Source organism: Streptomyces sp. NPDC029041, assembly GCF_040637515.1.
Taxonomy (GTDB): domain Bacteria; phylum Actinomycetota; class Actinomycetes; order Streptomycetales; family Streptomycetaceae; genus Streptomyces.
In genome coordinates, this window is record NZ_JBEZWO010000006.1 from 381351 (window position 1) to 398557 (window position 17207).

The following is a 17207-nucleotide window of genomic DNA, read 5'->3' on the forward strand; positions in this document are numbered from 1 at the left end:
CCGATCACATGTGGGGGGCGGCCTGATGTCGGAGCAGGCCTGACACTCTGGCAGCTGCCTGCTCTCGCAGTGCCGCTGTCAGGCACTCACCATTCTCCCGCCGCGCGAGCCGTCGCTCACCTCGCCGTACGCCACGTACCGAAAACGGCGCGATTGCGACGTCTTGTCACCGGGGGGAGAGGCGTCGGGCGGCACCGCCTCGCCCCCGTCCGGTGCGCCCGGCGTGCCGCGACGGGGCCGCCCGGCCGTGCGGGCGTCCGGTTCGGCAGGCCGCCCACGACCGGACCGTGGGCCCGGCCGGAGCCGCGGGCGACCGGATCGCGACCGTCCGCGAGCCGGGACGAGGCTTGTCAGACCGGGTCGGTGGTGGGTTCGGCGCGATAGGGGTCCAGGGCCGCGGCGCGTTCGTGGTAGGGAATGCGGGAGAGCCGGGACACCATCGTCCACATGGCGCGTTCCGCGGCGAGGGTCTGCGGGAGGGCGAGACCGAGCGAGGCCGCGAGGGGTTTGCGACCGGTGTTGACCAGCGCACGGACGGCCGCGGCCCACTCGTCGGTGGCCGTGACGGCCGACCGGTACCAGACCGGAACGAGCCCGGTGAGGACGACGAGGGTGCTCACCAGGGCGAGCCGGTCGGGCCGGCTCCCGACCGCCAGGGCGAGAGCAGCCGCCAGGGCCACGGCGACGTGGCCGGACAGCAGGGCCACGAAGAAGTCGACGCTGGCGCGGGCGAGTTCGCTCTGGCGGCGGATCTGGTCCGGGACGCAGCCGGTGAGTTCGTTCCACAGCAACTGGGTGTCGAGGCGGTAGCGGTCCCAGCCGTACTCCTCGAAGCGGCGGATGGCGTTGCCCAGCCGGGTCGGGGCGATCTGGTCGTCGGCGATCGGGAACCGGGCGAACCGCTCGCGCAGCAGCCCGCGCTGCACAGCGGTGCGGCGCCGGTCCCGCCGGGCGGCCCGGGCGAGCCGCGGGTCGGCCAGCAGCCCGGCGAGCTCCTGCGCGTCCCCGGGCCCCAGCGCTCCCTGCTCGGCCGCGCGGCGTTCCAGACGGAGCACGGTCAGCCGGTCCGCGAGGTACGCCCTGGTCCGGCGGCTGCGGCGGCAGCCGGCCTCGAAGGCCCGGGCCGGCCACAGCAGGTACCCCTCCAGGACCCGGTAGAGCGCGTTCTGGCAGGCGTTGGCGACGAGGCCGAGCAGCAGCGCCCCGATCAGCAGGGTGATACCGGTGCCTGGTCCGTTCGCGCCGCGCAGCCGTTCGAGCGGGCCGAGGCCGCGAAGGCTCGGGGCGACGGCGAGCAGGAAGACGGCCAGGTTCAGCGCGGTGGGCAGGATCCAGCCCACGAGCAGGGTCCAGGCCCCGCCCAGCACCCCCTTGGCGATGTCACCCATCGGCGGGGTCGGGCCATTCGTCGTCGTCGGAGCCGGTGCTGGGTCCGGGTGGGGTGTGACCGGCCGGGGTTCCGTACCCGCCGGGGCGTGCGCGACCGGCGGGCCGGGCCCGGCTCATCTGCTCCTCGGCGAGGCGCGGCGTACGCAGGCGGCCCTCCACCCGGTCGAGGGTCAGGGCGAGAGCGGCACCGGAGGCCAGGACCGACCGGACCGGCTCGGCTGCCGCGAGACGGTCCCGGAGCCGGGCGACGAGGTCGAGCGTGACGCGACCGGTCCGGGAGATCTCGTCCACGGCCGCGTCGCACTGGTCTCTCAACGCGCTGATCTCGTCCGCATCCTGCAGGCGCGCGAGGTCGGACCGCACCTCGGTGAGCACGTCGAGGAGTGCGCCGGCGTCCTCGTCCGTGCGCGGAGCGGGCATCGGGGGCCACGCGCCGCCACCGGTCGTGAAGTGTGCGGCCGCCTCCCCGGTGTGGCCCGTGGACGTGCTCTCCGGCCGCTCCCCCTCTGCTGCCATCAACTCTCCTCGGATCACTGTCTCGTTCAGCCGGTTCGGTGATCCAACCGCATCCCGGGAGGGCGGGGCAATGCGGGGGTGCGTCATCGGGGAGCGTCGCCAGTCCGGCCTGCGGCGTGCGCGGCGCCCGCGGGTGTCAGTGGCTCGACGGCACGGGAAGGGGCCGGTAACGGCGGTGAAGCCGCGACCGGCCCTTCGTCAAGGGTGCAGCCGATACCGGGCCCGCTGCCTACCGGCTGGGGCGGCGGTACGCCTTCACGACGCTGGCGTAGCTGTTCCTGGCGTGCCCCTGGGCGATGATGCCCTCCATCAGCGCCTCGGAGTACTTGGGCAGTCCGGTGTCGACGCCGAGGGCCTCGGACTCCTCGACGAGGTGCTTGAGCGCGCCCAGGTGCGTCTCCAGGGTGGCGTCGTTGGCCGGGAACCTCTCGTCGCCGGCGTCGATCTGGGCGGCGTAGTCGGCCGTGAACATCTTGATGGCGTCGAGCCACATGTGGGCCCAGGGCAGGAACTCCTGCGCCTTGACGCCGCCGGTCTCCACGATGGCCACGCCGTGCAGGAAGCTGTTGAGGGCACCCCACATCAGGCCGAGCAGCGACACGTCGAACAGGGCGGGCTTGCCGTGGTCGGTACCGAGGTAGGTGGTGCCGCCGCCGAGGAGCTTCAGCACGGGCTCGTGGGCGTCGAAGACGGCCCGGTCGCCCGCGTAGAAGAGGACGGAGGTCTCGGCGCCGATGCCGGGCGGGGTGATCATGATGGCGCCGTCGAGGTACTGCGCGCCGTTCTTCGCCGCCCACGCGGCGGTCTGCCGGGCCTGCTCCGAGGAGCCCGTGGTCAGGTTGACGAGGGTCTTGCCGTGCAGGGCGTCCCCGAGCGAGCCGATGACGTCGTGCACCACGTCGTACGTCGAGACGCACACGATCACCAGGTCGCTCGCGGCCACGGCGTCGGCGGGGGTCGCGGCGAGGACAGCGCCGTCCTCGACGAGGCCGTCGGCCTTGTCCGCCGAACGGTTCCACACGGTGGTGGCGTGACCCGCCTTCAGGAAGGCGGCCGCCAGGGCCTGCCCCATCAGGCCGAGGCCGAGCACCGACACCGCGGTGTGGTTGTCACCCATGAATCAGTTCCTCCAGTACGAAGTGGCTGTGCTGAGCGAACCGGCACGCTGAACGCGCCGGTGAGAAAGAGGTCCAGGGCGCCGTCTCAGAGGCTCCTTGGCCGGTTGGGCGGCGAAGCCGGTCGGGCCGCACACCACGGCCTTCCCCCCTCCGGCGGACGTCACGTCGGCCGGCCGGGCCGTGGCGAGGTCTACGACGTCCACGTCCGAGTCGGGGCGCAACCGGGCCCGTGAGGCCGGCCATTCCGCCGCGACGTGCCCGAACCGGCCCCTCCTGATGCCGCCGATGATGCTCGCCGGCCGCAGTCGTGCCTCCTCAACCACCTGCCCCCGCCTCCCGCGCCGGCGCCGAACCGCATTCCTCTCGAAAACCTTGGCGTCTGCCCCTTCGGATTCGCTTCGGACGACTTCGGAAACGCTGCGGGAAAGCCCTTCGGGACGGTGGTCGAGCCCTTTTCGTCGCACGTCGGCGCCGGTCGTCGGCCGGTTACGCTGAGATCATGGAATTCGGGGTGCTGGGGCCGCTGGAGGTGCGCACGGACGGAAGTCGTTTCGTGCGGGTCCCCGAAGTCAAGGTGCGCCTGCTCCTCGCCGATCTGCTCGCCCACCGCGGGCAGGTCGTCCCGGCGGCGCGGCTCATCGAGGACCTGTGGGGCGGCTCGGCCTTCACGGCCCGGCCGACGGCGTCGCTCCAGGCCAAAGTCTCCCAGCTGCGGCGCGTGTTGGAGGACGCGCAGGCGGGGGGCCGGGAACTGATCGTCCACCGGCCGCCCGGATACGTCCTGGACATCCCGGCCGGTGCGCTCGACGCCGGGCGGTTCCGCGAACTGGTCGGCCGGGCCAGGTCCGGCGCGGACCCGGTGAAGCGGGCGGCGCTGTACACCGAGGCGCTGGCACTGTGGCGCGGCCCCGCCTTTTCCGAGTTCGCGGACCGGCCGTCGGTGCGGCCGACGGCGGCGAGCCTGGAGGAGGAGCGCCTGACGGCGGTGGAGGAACACACCTCGGTGCGGCTGGAGTTGGGGGAGCACAGCCCGCTGCTGGGCGAGTTGACGGAGCTGGTCGAGCAGCATCCGCTGCGCGAGGGCCTGCGGGGTGCGCTGATGTGGGCGCTGTACCGGGCGGGGCGCTCCTCCGACGCCCTCGACTGCTTCGACGACCTGCGTCGCCGGCTCGACGAGGAGCTGGGGCTGACACCGGGGCCGTCCCTGGAGGCGCTGCAGCGGGCCATCCTGCGCCATGACCCGCTTCCGGCCCGGCCGGAGCCGCTCGCGCCGTCCGCGGCGGTGACGCGGGCGGGCCCGGCGCCCACGGGTTCGGCTCTGGTGGGCCGCGAGCAGGACGTCCCGGCGATCCGGGCCCTGCTCTTACAGCGCCGCCTGGTGACGCTCACCGGCCCGGGCGGGGTCGGCAAGACGCGTCTGGCCCAGGCCGCTGCGGAGAGTCTGGCGGGCGCGTTCGGCGAGGGCACCCGGCTGGTGGAGCTCGCGGACGCCGGGGGCCCGGAGCGGTTCGCCGGCGCGGAGGCGCTGGCCGAACAGGTGATGGCGGCGCTGGGCATCCGGGAGAACCCCGCCGACGACGCCGAGGGCCCGGTGGACCGGCTGGCGAACGCGCTGGCCGGGCGGCGGCTGCTGCTCGTGCTGGACAACTGCGAACACGTCGTGGAGGCCGTCGCGCACCTGACCGGCCTGCTGCTGAGCCGGGGCCCGCACCTGCACATTCTGACGACCAGCCAGGAACCCCTGCGAACCCGTGACGAGACGGTGTATCCGGTGGCGCCGTTGTCGCTGCCCTCCAGGAACGAGCCGGATCTCGACGCCCTGACGAGCGCGGGAGCCGTACGTCTCTTCGTGGACCGGACCAGGGCGACGGACCCGGACTTCGCGCTGGACGCCACCACCGCCCCGCTCATCGCGGATGTCTGCCGCCGCCTCGACGGCATCCCGCTCGCCCTGGAACTGGCCGCCACCCGCGTGCGGTCGCTGGGCATCTCGGAGCTGCACGACCGGCTCGACGACCGCTTCAGGGTGCTCAACAGCGGTTATCGTGACGCCCCTTCGCGCCACCGGACGCTGCGGGCCACGCTCGACTGGAGCTGGAGCCTGCTCGACGACCGGGAACGGACCGTGCTGCGCAGGCTGTCGGTGTTCGGCGAGGGCTGCGGGCTGCGCGCCGCCGAGGACGTGTGTTCCGGCGGCGGCGTGTCCCCCGCCGACGTCCTCGACGCGCTGAGCCTGCTCGTGGAACGTTCCCTGGCCGTCCGCACGGAAGGGCCGCAGGGCCCGCGCTACCGGCTGCTGGAGTCGGTCGCGCTCTACGCACGTGACCAGCTCGCCGAGTCCGGTGAGCACGGCGAGACCGCCGCCCGGCACCTGCGCCACTGCGTCCGGCTCGCCGAGCGGGCCCGGCCGCATCTGCACGGGCGGGAGCAGGCCCGCTGGCTGCAGTACCTGGACCTGGAGGGGGCGAACGTGCAGCGCGCGCTGGCCGAGGCCGGCCGGTCCGGGGCCGCGCAGGAGGCGCTGCGCCTGGTCAACTCGCTGACCTGGTACTGGTACGTCCGCGGCCGGCTGGGCGAGGCGCGCAGGGCGCTGGCGACGGCCCTGGACACGCCGGGCGAGGCCGCGCCCGGGGAGCGTGTGGAGGCGGAGTTCTGGTACACGGGCATCCGTCTGCTGCTCGGCGAGCACGACCGGGAGTGCGACGCCCCGCAGGAGCGCCCGCCGGAGCCGACCCTGGAGTCGGCCAGGGCCCAGTGGTTCCTGGCGCACGCGCAGTGGACGGTGGGGGCGCTGGCCGAGGGGGAACAGCGGGTCGAGCGGGTCCTGGTCCGCTTGCGCACCCTGCGTGACGCGTGGGGCACCGCCGCGGCGCTGACCACGCGCGCGTGCTTCGCCCTGGCCCGCGGGGACCTGGAGTCGCTGCGCGGCAACGCCGAGGAGGCCCGCGCCCACTTCGCCGAGCTGGGCGACCTGTGGGGCCGGCTGCAGACGACCGACGTGCTCGGCAGGCTCGCCGAGATCAACGGTGACTACGGCCTGGCGGGCCGGCTGCACCGGGAGAGCCTGCGGATCGCCCAGGCCCTGGAGACCTGGCCGGAGATGTCCGCGAAGCTGTCGGGACTCGGCCGGCTCGCCCTGCTCACCCGGCGCTACGACGAGGCGGACGACCTGCACACGCGCGCGCTGCGGATCGCGGTCGGGCAGGGCAACCAGCCGGCCCGGCAGTTCGCCGCGCTGGGCCTCGCGCTGAGCGCCCGCCGCCAGGGCCGGCTGGACGCCGCCGAGGAGGGGCTGCGGCCCTGGCTCGCCTGGAACCGCCGCCGCGGGGACGGCCCCGGCCTCGCGCTGGTCCTGGCCGAGCTGGGCTTCATCGCCGAACAGCGCGGCGACGCCGACCGAGCCCTGGCCTGTCACCGGGACGGCCTCGCAGCCGCCGCGACGACCAAGGACCCCCGCTCGATCGCGCTGGCCCTCGAGGGCCTGGCAGGCGCGTACTCCCTGTCCGGGGCGACGCGACGGGCGACCCGCCTCCTCGGCACGGCAGCGGCGGCCCGCGAACGGGCCGGCGCCCCGCACCCCCCGGCGGAGCGGGGGGACGTGGAGCGCATCGCGGCCCGGCTGCGCGCCACGATGGACGAGGAGACGTACACGAGCGAGTTCACGGCGGGCACCCGGCGCAGCCATGAGGCGCAAGTCCTGGCGGAGGGGCACCCGCCGACACCGTGAGCCGGCAGCCCTCCGCCGGCCCCCGCCCGGGCACGTCGTGATCGTCGCGGATGCCGGTCCCCGCCGGCGCCGGCACCCGCGTGCGTGACAGCCGCGCCCGCGCGAACGGTGCCACACTGGATTGCGTGGCCAGGACGGATCGGCAGCTCACCCTGCGGCTGGAGCAGGTCATCATGGACCTGCTGGAGCGACGTGCGCCCACGTCCTCGATCTGTCCGTCCGACGCGGCCCGCGAGGCCTACGAAGGCGACGACGAAGGCTGGCGGGCTCTGATGGAACCGGCCCGCAGAGCGGCCTGGCGTCTGGTGGCGGCCGGCAAGGCCGAGGTGACCCGGGCAGGCCGGCCCGTCGCGGAGTCCGAGGCGCGCGGCCCCATCCGTATCCGCCGCACGGGCCGGTGACGGCCCGGCCGCATGACCGGGTCGGGGATTCTGCTACCCGAGATCGCCCCGGTCGGCTTCGGTATCCGTCGCCGCCGGCACCGCGACCCGGGTCCGGTCGGCAACGAGTACGGCGAAAGCCACGTCCGAGGTGTCGTGGTGGAACCAGTCCGTGAACGCCATGAACCGCAGCCACCGGTGATCCGCCGCGCGCCGCACGGCTTCCAGGAGCGGTACCTCGGCGGGCAGCCCCATGAGCGCGTAGAGACTCCCCAGAGGAACCGCTGAGCCGGGTCGAGGTGAGCCACGTCGACCAGCTGGCCCTGCGCCTCGTCCGCGAGGCAGAGCCCGGCAGCGGCACTCGGCGCCCGCCCGAAGCCCGGATCGGGCTGCGGTGCCCCCGCCGACCGGAGGGTGCTACCCCGCCGGGCGGCTGGAGCCGCCGTGCGAGGGGCCGCTGGCCCTTCCTCCGCGTTCTAGAGTCGAGGCGGACATCGGCAGGCGGCACGGACGAAGGTGAGGCGGAGGACACGTGATCCGAGTGGTGGTGGTGGACGACGAGGCCCTGGTCCGCTCGGGTTTCGGGCTCATCCTGAGCGCCTCCGACGACATCGAGGTCGTCGCCACCGCGAGCGGTGGTGAAGCAGTGGAAACCGTCCGCCGCGAGCGGCCCGACGTGGTCCTGCTGGACATCCGGATGCCGGACGTCGACGGGCTCACCGTGTTGCGCGAGGTACGTACGATGCCGGATGGTCCGGTCGTGGCGATGCTCACCACGTTCGACGCCGACGAGTACATCCTGACCGCGCTGCAGTCGGGCGCGGCCGGTTTCCTGCTCAAGGACACCGAGCCGGAGCAACTCGCCCAACTGGTGCGCACTCTGGCCGCCGGCGGTGTGGTGCTGTCCCCGAAGGCGTCGCGGACCCTGCTGCACAGCCACCCCGGCACCCAGGTGGCCGTGGACGAGGAGGCGGCCCGGGTGCGGCTCCTCACCCCCCGCGAACGCGACGTCCTTCTCCTGGTGGCGGAGGGTCTGTCGAACGCGGACATCGGGGCACGCCTCCACCTGGGCGCCGGCACGGTCAAGGACCACGTCAGCGCCATCCTCACCAAGCTCCGCGTGGCGAGCCGGGTGCAGGCCGCGCTGCTGGCACAGCGAGCCGGCCTGCTCGACGAGCACCCGCGGTCGGAGGCCGGCCGATGAGCCGTGCCCGTGCCCTGTGGGAGCGGGTTCCCGCGCCGGTCGTCGACCTCGTCGTGGTGGCGGCGGCAGCGGTGGACGTAGGGGTGGTGAGCATGGGGGAGCACACGCCTCTCGGGGTGGCCCTGGCCGCGGTCGGCTGCGCCGCGTTGGCGTTCCGGCGCAGGTTCCCGCTCGGCGTCTTCCTGCTCACCCTGCCCATCGCGCTGATGCAGGACGTCGCCGTCGCCGTGCTGGTGGCGCTGTTCACGCTGGCCGAACGCTCCCGCAACCGCCCTCTCCTCGCGGTGTGCGTCGCCCTGGCCGCCGTCGCGAGCAGTACTCCGTGGCCCCTGGCCGAGGTCGACCGCACCATGACACTGGTCTTCTTCGTGTACGGCCTGGCAACGAGCGCCGCACCGGTCCTGTGCGGCCAGCTTCTCCAGGCACAACGGGACTTGGCGCGGCGGCTGGCCGAGATCGAGGAGGCCAGGGAGCACGAGCGGGCCCTGCACGCACAGGCCGTACTCGCCCGGGAACGCGCCCAGCTGGCCCGCGAGATGCATGACGTGGTCTCCCACCAGGTCAGCCTGATCGCCGTACGGGCCGGAGCCCTTCAGGTCGCCGCCAAGGACGCGGACGCCGAGGAGGCCGCCCGCACGATCCGTGCGCTGAGCGTGACCACGCTCGACGAACTGCGCACCATGGTCACCCTGCTGCGCGCCTCCGGCGGCCACGCCACCGAGCTGACCCCTCAGCCCACCCTGGCCGACCTGCGCAAGCTGGTGGAGTCCAGCGGCACCCAGGCCGAGTTGACGGGTGAGCTTCCGCCCGCCGTGGGCACCCCCGCGCAACGGGCCCTCTACCGTACGGTCCAGGAAGCGCTGACCAACGTCCGCAAGCACGCCCCCGGTGCCACGGCACGCGTCGAGCTGTGGCAGGACGGCGACGGCATCGGAGTGACCGTCACCAACTCCGCACCGACCCGCCCTTCCCTCTCCCTGCCCGGCTCGCAGCAGGGCCTGGTCGGCCTGCGCGAACGGGCCGACATCCTGCACGGCACCCTCGACGCGGCTCCGACCGCGGAGGGCGGCTACCGGGTGCGGCTGCGGATTCCCCTCAGCGCGAGCTGACGCCCTCCCTGTGATGGACACCCTGATCCGTCGGCTGACGGATGGTGGGTCATGGCGCGGGCACCAGGAGCTGGGTGGCCGCCAGTCGCGCGTACAGCCGGTCCCTGGCCACCAGTTCCTCGTGCGTGCCCACGGCCCGGACGTGTCCGCCGTCCATGACGACGATCCGGTCGGCGCCCGTCACCGTCGACAGGCGGTGGGCCACCACCAGCACGGTGGTCTCGCGGGCCAGCTCCGTGATGACGTCTCGCAGCGCGAGCTCGTTGACGGCGTCGAGTTGCGACGTCGCCTCGTCAAGCAGAAGCAGCCCGGGCTTGCGGAGCAGGGCGCGGGCAAGGGCGATGCGCTGCCGCTCGCCGCCCGACAGCTTCGAGCCCCGGTGTCCGACGAGGGTGTCCAGACCCTGGGGCAGGCGCTCGACGAGGGTGTCGAGTCGCGTCCGGGCCAGGACGTCGCGGATGTCGTCGTCCGTCGCTTCGGGGGCCGCGAAGACGAGGTTCTCCCGCAGCGTGCCGGCGAGCACCGGCGCGTCCTGCTCCACATGGCCGATGGCGGAACGCAGCCCGGGCAGCGGCCAGTCCTGTACGTCCGTGCCGTCGACCAGGACCCGGCCGCCCGTGGCCTCATAGAACCGCTCGATGAGCGCGAACACCGTCGACTTGCCCGCACCGGAAGGTCCGACGAAGGCGGTCATGCCGGTGCGCGGCACTTCGAAGCTCACCTGCCGATGGGTGTACGGCTGGTCCGGGCGGTAGCGGAAGGACACGTCCTCGAAGCGGACCGACACCGGCTCCTGCACCGCTGCCGGCCGACTGGGCCGGGCCGGCCGCCGGGCGGTCGGTTCCGTCGACAGGCGTTCCACCTGCGTGATCCGGGAGATCGCGGCCGCCCCTTCCTGATAGGAGGTCACGGCGTCGATCAGCTTGGACACCGGCTCTATCAGATAGAAGAGGTACAGCAGGAAGGCGATGAGGGTGGACACGGGAATCTCCCCGGACGCCACCCGCGCCCCACCGACGCCGAGCACCGCCAGGAAGGCCAGCTGGACCGCGAGTTCGTCGGCCGAGCCGGCCACGGCCTCCCACTTCGCGCTCTTCACACCGTGCTGCCACGCCCGCTGTGCCGCCGCCTCCACCCGGGCGCTCTCCCGCTCCTCGGCACCGGACGCCTTCACCGTACGGAACGCCCCGAGCGCCCGTTCCAGCACGATGGAGATCTCCCCGACCGCCTCCTGCGACCGCTCGGTGGCCCGCGCGATCCTCGGCATCACGAGCATGACGGCCCCGCCGACCACCACGACCACACCGAGCGTCACACCCAGCAGCACGACGTCCAGGTACGCCATCATCACGATCGCCGCCACGAGGGCCACCGCTCCGGTGGCGGCGGAGACGACCGCGTGGGTGCTGACGGCCCGCAGCAGCGTGGTGTCCGAGGTGACCCTGGACATCAGATCGCCCGGCGGGATGCGCTCCCACTCCGCGATCCGCAGCCGCATCAACCGCCCCGCGAGGGTGCGCCGCGCGGCCAGGACCACCGATTCCGCCGTCCGCTCCAGCACGTACGCGCCGAACGCCTCGACAGCGGTGCCCAGCAGCACCAGCACGGTGAGCGCGACCAGGATCCCGGTGATGGTCTCACCGGAGGCGAGCCGGTCCACCAGGGCCTTCGTGGCCAGTGGCTGCAGCAGTCCCCCGGCTGCCCCGGCCAGGGCACACAGCAGGCCCAGCGCGACGGCCCACCGGTGCGGCCGGACGTAGGCGCCCAGTGCCTTGACCGTCTCCCGGACGGACAGGGACGTTTCGTCCGTCGTCAGGGCGGATGCGGTGTTCACGAAGTTCCTTTCCTCTGCGGTCGCCGGGCACCGCATGAGCGGTCCGGCGCACCACGGGTGTGATCAGGTGCCGGCACACCGCGGACGTGAGCCGGTGTCGGCTCACCACGGGCGCCGGCCGGTGTCGGCTAGCCGACGAAGACGGCCGCCCTCGCGGCGAGGGCGTGCGCCAGCCCTTCGGAGACCTCAGGGCGCAGGACGAACAGGACGAACACGCCCGCCGCAGCCGTCAGACAGAGAAGCTCCAGGAGTTCGCCCCTGCCCGGGACGGCGTCACGGCCGGGTACGTCGACCGGTGTTCCCGGGAAGTCCCGGCGGTCGTCGCGTAGCGCACGATGTGTCATGCCGCCAGCCTCTGAGCCCTTCCGGCCGGCGACCATCCGGCACCTGTCGGGTCCACCCCCGCCGAGTGGCTGGAGAAGGCAGCCGTCCGGTCGCGCCGGACCGGGCCGGAGAGGAGCCTCCGCCGATCGGCAGGGCGGTACCCGCCGACCGGCGGGGGCGGGACCGATGACTGCCGGATGGTCCGCTCCATGGCGCCCACGCGAGGTTGTCCGTATGACACAGACGCAGCCGCCACAGGAGACGCAGGCGCCGCAGGAGAACCCGCCTCCGCCGCCCCGTACTTCCCCCGAGCCCGCCGTGCCGGACTCGCCAGGTCCCCCGATGGGCCGCCTCGTCGGGGTGGATCTGGCCCGCGCACTGGCGGTGTTCGGCATGTACGTCGTGCACATCGGTCCCCCGCTGTCGGCCACGACCGGCGTCGCCGCCGGGATCCGGTACCTGGCGGACGGTCACTCATCGGTCCTGTTCGCCACCCTCGCCGGGTTCTCACTGATGCTGCTCGCGGGCCGCCGTGAGCCGAAGACCGGCGTGGCCGGCCGGCGGGCGAAGGCCCGCATCGCGATCCGCGCCGTGATCCTGCTGGCGCTGGGCACCGTGATGGCGATGGAGTACGGGGGCGTGATCATCCTCGGCTTCTACGGGGTCTACTTCCTGCTGGCCCTGCCCTTGGTGCGACTGCGCGCCAGGACGCTCGCGATCATCGCGGCGGCTCTCGCCCTCGTCACTCCGCAGCTGGCGTTCGCCCTGAACGCGCTGCTGACGCCGTCGGCCCAGCGGAGCATCAACGCCTACGACCCACTCCACCGCCTCAGCGACGTAGGACTGCTCGATCTGCTGCTCACCGGTTTCTACCCGGCGCTCACGTGGATGTCGTTCGTGACGGCGGGCATGGCGCTGGGCCGCCTCGACCTGTCCTCCGGCACCGTCCGGCGGCGCCTGGCCGCGCTGGGTGCCTCCCTCACCGTGGCCGCGTACGGCATGTCGTTGCTGCTCGCCGGCAAGGGCGCGTTGCGGAGCATGGCGGAGGACGGGTCGTCGTCCGGGAGCTCCGGTTCGCTGCCCGCGGGCAGCGGGTCGGTGCCCCTCGACGGCGGGTCGTTCCCCGACATGCCGGCGTCGTCACTGCTGATGGCAGGGCCGCACAGCGGCACCACGTTCGACATCATCGGCAGTGTCGGAGTCGCGATCCTCGTGATCGTGGGCGCGACGGTGGCGATGGACCGCCTGCCGCGACTGCGCCGCCTGGCGAAGCCGGTCATCGCCGTGGGCACCATGTCGCTGACCGCCTACGTCGGCCACTTCCTCGCACAGTCCGCGCTGTCCCTGCCGGCCGGCACCAGCACCCAGCAGTCTTGGGGACCGCTGCTCATGTTCGTCCTCGGAGCCACCCTGTTCGCCGCCGTCTGGTCCCGCTTCTTCCGCCGCGGCCCCCTGGAGTACCTGCTCAACACCGCCACCAAGCCGGCGAAGCACATCCGATGAGACCGGGCCGGGGTGGAGCGCGGAGGCGTTCCACCCCGGCCCGAGCCGCCCCGGAGAGGTGAAATCGTAATGAAATCCATTTTCATGTATCGTCTGCCCCGCCCACCGATCGCATCCGGAGGTCCTCATGGCCGTGCCCGAATGCTCCACACCGGAGGCTGGTCCCCGCATGACTCACGCCCCCTCGCCGCGCCTTCCGGTCACCGTCCTGTCCGGCTTCCTCGGCGCCGGGAAGACCACCCTGCTCAACCATGTCCTCACCAACCGCGAAGGGCTGCGCGTCGCCGTCATCGTCAATGACATGAGCGAGGTGAACATCGACGCCGCCCTGGTGCGCGGCGGCGAGGCGGCGCTGTCGCGCACCGAGGAACGCCTGGTCGAGATGACCAACGGATGCATCTGCTGCACCCTGCGCGACGATCTGCTGGAAGAGGTGGACCGGCTGGCACGCGAGGGGCGTTTCGACTACCTCCTCATCGAGTCCTCCGGCATCTCCGAGCCCATGCCCGTGGCCGCCACCTTCGCCTTCGCCCGCGACGACGGTGCCACCCTCGGCGACCTGGCCCGGCTGGACACGATGGTCACGGTGGTGGACGCCGCCAACTTCCTCCCCGAGCTGGCCGGCGGCGACGAACTGGCCGAACGGGGCCTGGACCAGTACGAGGACGACGAACGCACGGTCAGCGACCTGCTGATGGACCAGATCGAGTTCGCCGACGTCATCGTCGTCAACAAGCTCGACCTCGTCGACGCCGCGTCCGCCCGCCGACTCCGGGCCGCCCTGGCCCGCCTCAATCCCGCCGCCCACGTCGTGCCGGCCGTGCGGGGCCGCGTACCGGTCGGCGAGGTCCTGGGCACGGGCCGCTTCGACCTCGAGCGAGCACAGCAGGCTCCGGGCTGGGTCAGGGAACTGAACGGCGACCACGTCCCCGAGACGGAGGAGTACGGCATCTCCTCGGCCGTCTTCCGATCCTCGGCTCCCTTCCATCCCGGGCGGCTGTGGACGTTCGTGACGGAGACACTGGACAGCGGCGCCCACGGGCAGGTCCTCAGGTCCAAGGGATTCTTCACACTGGCCAGCCGGCCCCGTGTGACGGGACTGTGGTCCCAGGCCGGTTCCGTGGCACGCTTCGAGCCTTCCTCCGCCCGTGACACCGACAGCCCTCACGCCCAGGAGCTCGTGTTCATCGGCACCCGCTTGGACGCGGGATCCCTGAAGGCGGCTCTGGCCGACTGCCTCATGCGGGAGGACGAGGCTCCGCCCGCCACCGACCCCTTTCCCGTCTGGGACACCTACGGCTTCGACGAGAGCTGCGCACACGAGCACGACCCTCTCGCCGCCGTGGCGGGGCACTGAGACTCCGGGCCGGACGGCGACCTCGCGCGGGCCCCCACCACACTGCCCTGCTCCTCCGGTTGCGGCCGGCGCCGCGCGCCTTGTCAGCCCGGTACTCCCATGCTTGACGCGACGTCAGAGGCGTGAGCCGGACGAAACTCGCAAGTAGCCAAGTATTCCGTGTCGCGAGACTAGACAGGAGCAACGTCCGTATCCGTTAATCCATCCCATGTATCCCTCGAGAGAGTTGATCGAACCGAGACCCCGACGCATGAGCACGTGACGCGTCGCGCCCGACCGCCCGACCTGTGAGCGAACGCACCGAAGACCAAGCAGTCACCTTCCCCACCGAAAGGTGCGAGATGTCTTCCTCCGTCAGCAGACGGCGTCTCCTGCAAGCAGCCGGGGCCACGGCCGCCGCCTCTGCCACCGGTTCCTTCATCGGCGCATCGCCCGCCCACGCGGCCGCCCCTCAGGCCAGGGCCGATATCGGGGTGTCCGCGCATCCCTTCGCGCTCGGCCAGGTCCGGCTGACCGCGAGCCGCTGGCTGGACAACCAGGACCGTACCCGGAACTACCTGCGGTTCGTCGATGTCGACCGGCTGCTGTACAACTTTCGCGCCAACCACCGCCTGTCCACCAACGGCGCGGCGGCGAACGGCGGTTGGGACGCGCCGACGTTCCCCTTCCGCACCCATGTCCAAGGGCACTTCCTCACGGCCTGGGCACAGCTCTACGCGGTCACCGGGGACACCGTCTGCCGGGACAAGGCAACCCACATGGTCGCGGAGTTGGCCAGATGCCAGGCCAACAACAGTGCTGCCGGTTTCGGCGCCGGGTATCTCTCCGGCTACCCCGAGTCGGACTTCACCGCTCTCGAGCAGCGGACCCTGAGCAACGGCAACGTGCCGTACTACACCATCCACAAGACCCTGGCCGGCCTGCTGGACGTGTGGCGCCACATCGGCAGTACACAAGCCCGTGACGTCCTGCTCTCCCTGGCAGGGTGGGTCGACCGGCGCACCGGCCGGCTGAGCGGCCAGCAGATGCAGGCCATGCTGCAGACGGAGTTCGGCGGCATGAACACCGTGCTGACCGATCTCTATCAGCAGACAGGCGACGCGCGGTGGCTCACCGTCGCCCAGCGGTTCGATCACGCCGCGGTGTTCGACCCTCTGGCGGCCAACCAGGACCGGCTCAGCGGACTGCACGCCAACACGCAGGTACCCAAGTGGATCGGAGCCGCCCGGGAGTTCAAGGCCACCGGCACCGCTCGGTACCGGGACATCGCCACCCATGCCTGGAACTTCTGCGTCGACAACCACACGTACGCCATCGGCGGCAACAGTCAGGCGGAGCACTTCCGGGCCCCGAACGCCATCGCCGGCTACCTGAACAAGGACACGTGCGAAAGCTGCAACACCTTCAACATGCTCACCCTCACCCGGGAGCTGTTCGCGCTGGACCCGAATCGGGCCGCCCTGTTCGACTACTACGAGCAGGCGTGGCTGAACCAGATGATCGGCCAGCAGAACCCGGCGGACGAGCACGGCCACGTCACCTACTTCACCCCGCTCAACCCGGGCGGCCGACGCGGTGTGGGCCCGGCGTGGGGCGGCGGCACGTGGAGCACCGACTACGGCACCTTCTGGTGCTGCCAGGGCACGGGCCTGGAGATGCACACCAGGTTGATGGACTCCCTCTACTACCGCAGTGACAGCACGCTGATCGTGAACATGTTCGTGCCCTCGGTGCTCAACTGGCCGGAGCGCGGCATCACCGTCACCCAGACGACGAATTATCCCGTGAGCGACACCACGACCCTGCGGGTCAGCGGGAACGCCGGCGGAACCTGGGCGATGCGCATCCGCATCCCGAGCTGGACCTCCGGGGCCACCGTCAGCGTCAACGGCGCGGCGCAGAACATCACCACCACGCCCGGCAGCTACGCCACCCTGACCCGCTCCTGGGCCTCCGGCGACACGGTCACCGTCCGCCTGCCCATGCGGGTCGTCATGCGGGCGGCCAACGACAACGCGAACGTCGCCGCGATCACCTACGGCCCGGTGGTCCTGTCCGGCAACTACGGCGACCGGGCGCTCACCTCCCTCCCGACGCTGGACACGTCCTCGATCACACGGACCAGCAGCACTGCGCTCGCCTTCACCGCCAGGGCCAACGGCTCCACCGTCAGCCTGGGCCCGTTCCACGACGCGCACGGCCACAACTACACCGTCTACTGGAACACCAGCGGTACCGGCACCGTCCGTCTCGCCAACGTGGGCAGCGGTCTCGTGCTGGGCATCCAGAACATGTCCACGGCCGACGGCGGCCGCGCCCTCCAATGGAACGACTCGGGCACCGCCGACCACGACTGGCACATGATCCCCGACGGAAACGGGTTCCGCTTCCGCAACGCCCACAGCGGCAAGGTGCTCGGTGTCCAGGACATGTCCACGGCGGACAACGCGACCGTCCTGCAGTGGGCGGACAACGGCACCGCCGACCACCGCTGGACGCTGCTCGAGCAGGGAGACGGGACCTACAAGATCCGCAACGTGCACAGCGGCAAGCTGCTCGCCATCGCGAACGACTCCACCGCTGTCGGCGCGTTCGCGGTGCAGGACTCGGACGACGGCACCGCCGACAACCGCTGGCGCCTCGTGCGGAACTGACGCCCCCCGGAAGCAGACCCTGATCACTCTCCCCACTCCCTTGCGCGACACTTCGACCATTGTTCGACATGACGAACATCGTCGTTCGTCAG

13 protein-coding genes are annotated in these 17207 nt (G+C 72.2%); 7 read left to right on the forward strand and 6 right to left on the reverse strand.

Translation table 11 applies throughout. From position 1 onward, the window contains the following. Positions 1–350 precede the first annotated feature (350 nt). The 3 genes from AB0F04_RS17830 to AB0F04_RS17840 form a co-directional block, all read right to left on the reverse strand. Complete coding sequence (locus AB0F04_RS17830; RefSeq protein ID WP_362042534.1) at positions 351–1388, reverse strand: hypothetical protein; 1038 nt, start codon at positions 1386–1388, stop codon at positions 351–353. Beyond that, positions 1381–1905: a hypothetical protein gene (locus AB0F04_RS17835; protein ID WP_362042536.1), complete on the reverse strand. Its 525-nt coding sequence runs from the start codon at positions 1903–1905 to the stop codon at positions 1381–1383. The genes AB0F04_RS17830 and AB0F04_RS17835 overlap by 8 nt, the downstream gene beginning before the upstream one ends. Before the next feature lie 229 nt (positions 1906–2134). Continuing rightward, positions 2135–3022, reverse strand: coding sequence for an NAD(P)-binding domain-containing protein (locus tag AB0F04_RS17840; RefSeq protein ID WP_362042538.1), 888 nt, complete (start codon positions 3020–3022; stop codon positions 2135–2137). Positions 3023–3522: 500 nt separating this feature from the next. Between AB0F04_RS17840 and AB0F04_RS17845 the strand changes: the two genes are divergently transcribed. Together AB0F04_RS17845 and AB0F04_RS17850 are read left to right on the forward strand one after the other, a co-directional pair. Beyond that, positions 3523–6750 (forward strand): BTAD domain-containing putative transcriptional regulator, encoded by a 3228-nt coding sequence (locus AB0F04_RS17845; RefSeq protein ID WP_362042540.1) that lies wholly within the window; start codon positions 3523–3525, stop codon positions 6748–6750. Between the two features lie 125 nt (positions 6751–6875). After that, positions 6876–7151 (forward strand): DUF3253 domain-containing protein, encoded by a 276-nt coding sequence (locus tag AB0F04_RS17850; protein ID WP_362042542.1) that lies wholly within the window; start codon positions 6876–6878, stop codon positions 7149–7151. A 33-nt stretch (positions 7152–7184) separates the two neighbouring features. Here the strand turns inward: AB0F04_RS17850 and AB0F04_RS17855 are convergent, their stop codons facing one another. After that, positions 7185–7475, reverse strand: a complete 291-nt coding sequence (locus AB0F04_RS17855; RefSeq protein WP_362042825.1) for a DUF6183 family protein — start codon at positions 7473–7475, stop codon at positions 7185–7187. Positions 7476–7674: 199 nt separating this feature from the next. On the opposite strand from AB0F04_RS17855, the gene AB0F04_RS17860 reads away from it, so the two are divergent. Both AB0F04_RS17860 and AB0F04_RS17865 read left to right on the forward strand, forming a co-directional pair. Next, entirely contained in the window at positions 7675–8334 is a 660-nt protein-coding gene (locus AB0F04_RS17860; RefSeq protein ID WP_362042827.1) for a response regulator transcription factor, read from the forward strand. Continuing rightward, positions 8331–9443 carry a histidine kinase gene (locus tag AB0F04_RS17865; protein WP_362042544.1) on the forward strand — a complete coding sequence of 371 codons (1113 nt, stop codon included), beginning with the start codon at positions 8331–8333 and terminating at the stop codon, positions 9441–9443. The genes AB0F04_RS17860 and AB0F04_RS17865 overlap by 4 nt, the downstream gene beginning before the upstream one ends. A 49-nt stretch (positions 9444–9492) precedes the next feature. Here AB0F04_RS17865 and AB0F04_RS17870 read toward each other — a convergent pair whose 3' ends face one another. Both AB0F04_RS17870 and AB0F04_RS17875 read right to left on the reverse strand, forming a co-directional pair. Then, complete coding sequence (locus AB0F04_RS17870; protein ID WP_362042546.1) at positions 9493–11277, reverse strand: ABC transporter ATP-binding protein; 1785 nt, start codon at positions 11275–11277, stop codon at positions 9493–9495. 128 nt (positions 11278–11405) lie between these two features. Then, positions 11406–11621, reverse strand: a complete 216-nt coding sequence (locus AB0F04_RS17875) for a hypothetical protein (RefSeq protein WP_362042548.1) — start codon at positions 11619–11621, stop codon at positions 11406–11408. A 214-nt stretch (positions 11622–11835) separates the two neighbouring features. Between AB0F04_RS17875 and AB0F04_RS17880 the strand changes: the two genes are divergently transcribed. The 3 genes from AB0F04_RS17880 (at position 11836) to AB0F04_RS17890 (ending at position 17115) form a co-directional block, all read left to right on the forward strand. Then, on the forward strand, positions 11836–13104 hold the full coding sequence (locus tag AB0F04_RS17880) for a DUF418 domain-containing protein (protein ID WP_362042550.1): 1269 nt from the start codon (positions 11836–11838) through the stop codon (positions 13102–13104). 169 nt (positions 13105–13273) lie between these two features. Further along, positions 13274–14461 (forward strand): GTP-binding protein, encoded by a 1188-nt coding sequence (locus tag AB0F04_RS17885; protein ID WP_362042552.1) that lies wholly within the window; start codon positions 13274–13276, stop codon positions 14459–14461. 341 nt (positions 14462–14802) lie between these two features. Then, positions 14803–17115: a beta-L-arabinofuranosidase domain-containing protein gene (locus tag AB0F04_RS17890; RefSeq protein ID WP_362042554.1), complete on the forward strand. Its 2313-nt coding sequence runs from the start codon at positions 14803–14805 to the stop codon at positions 17113–17115. Positions 17116–17207: the final 92 nt, after the last annotated feature.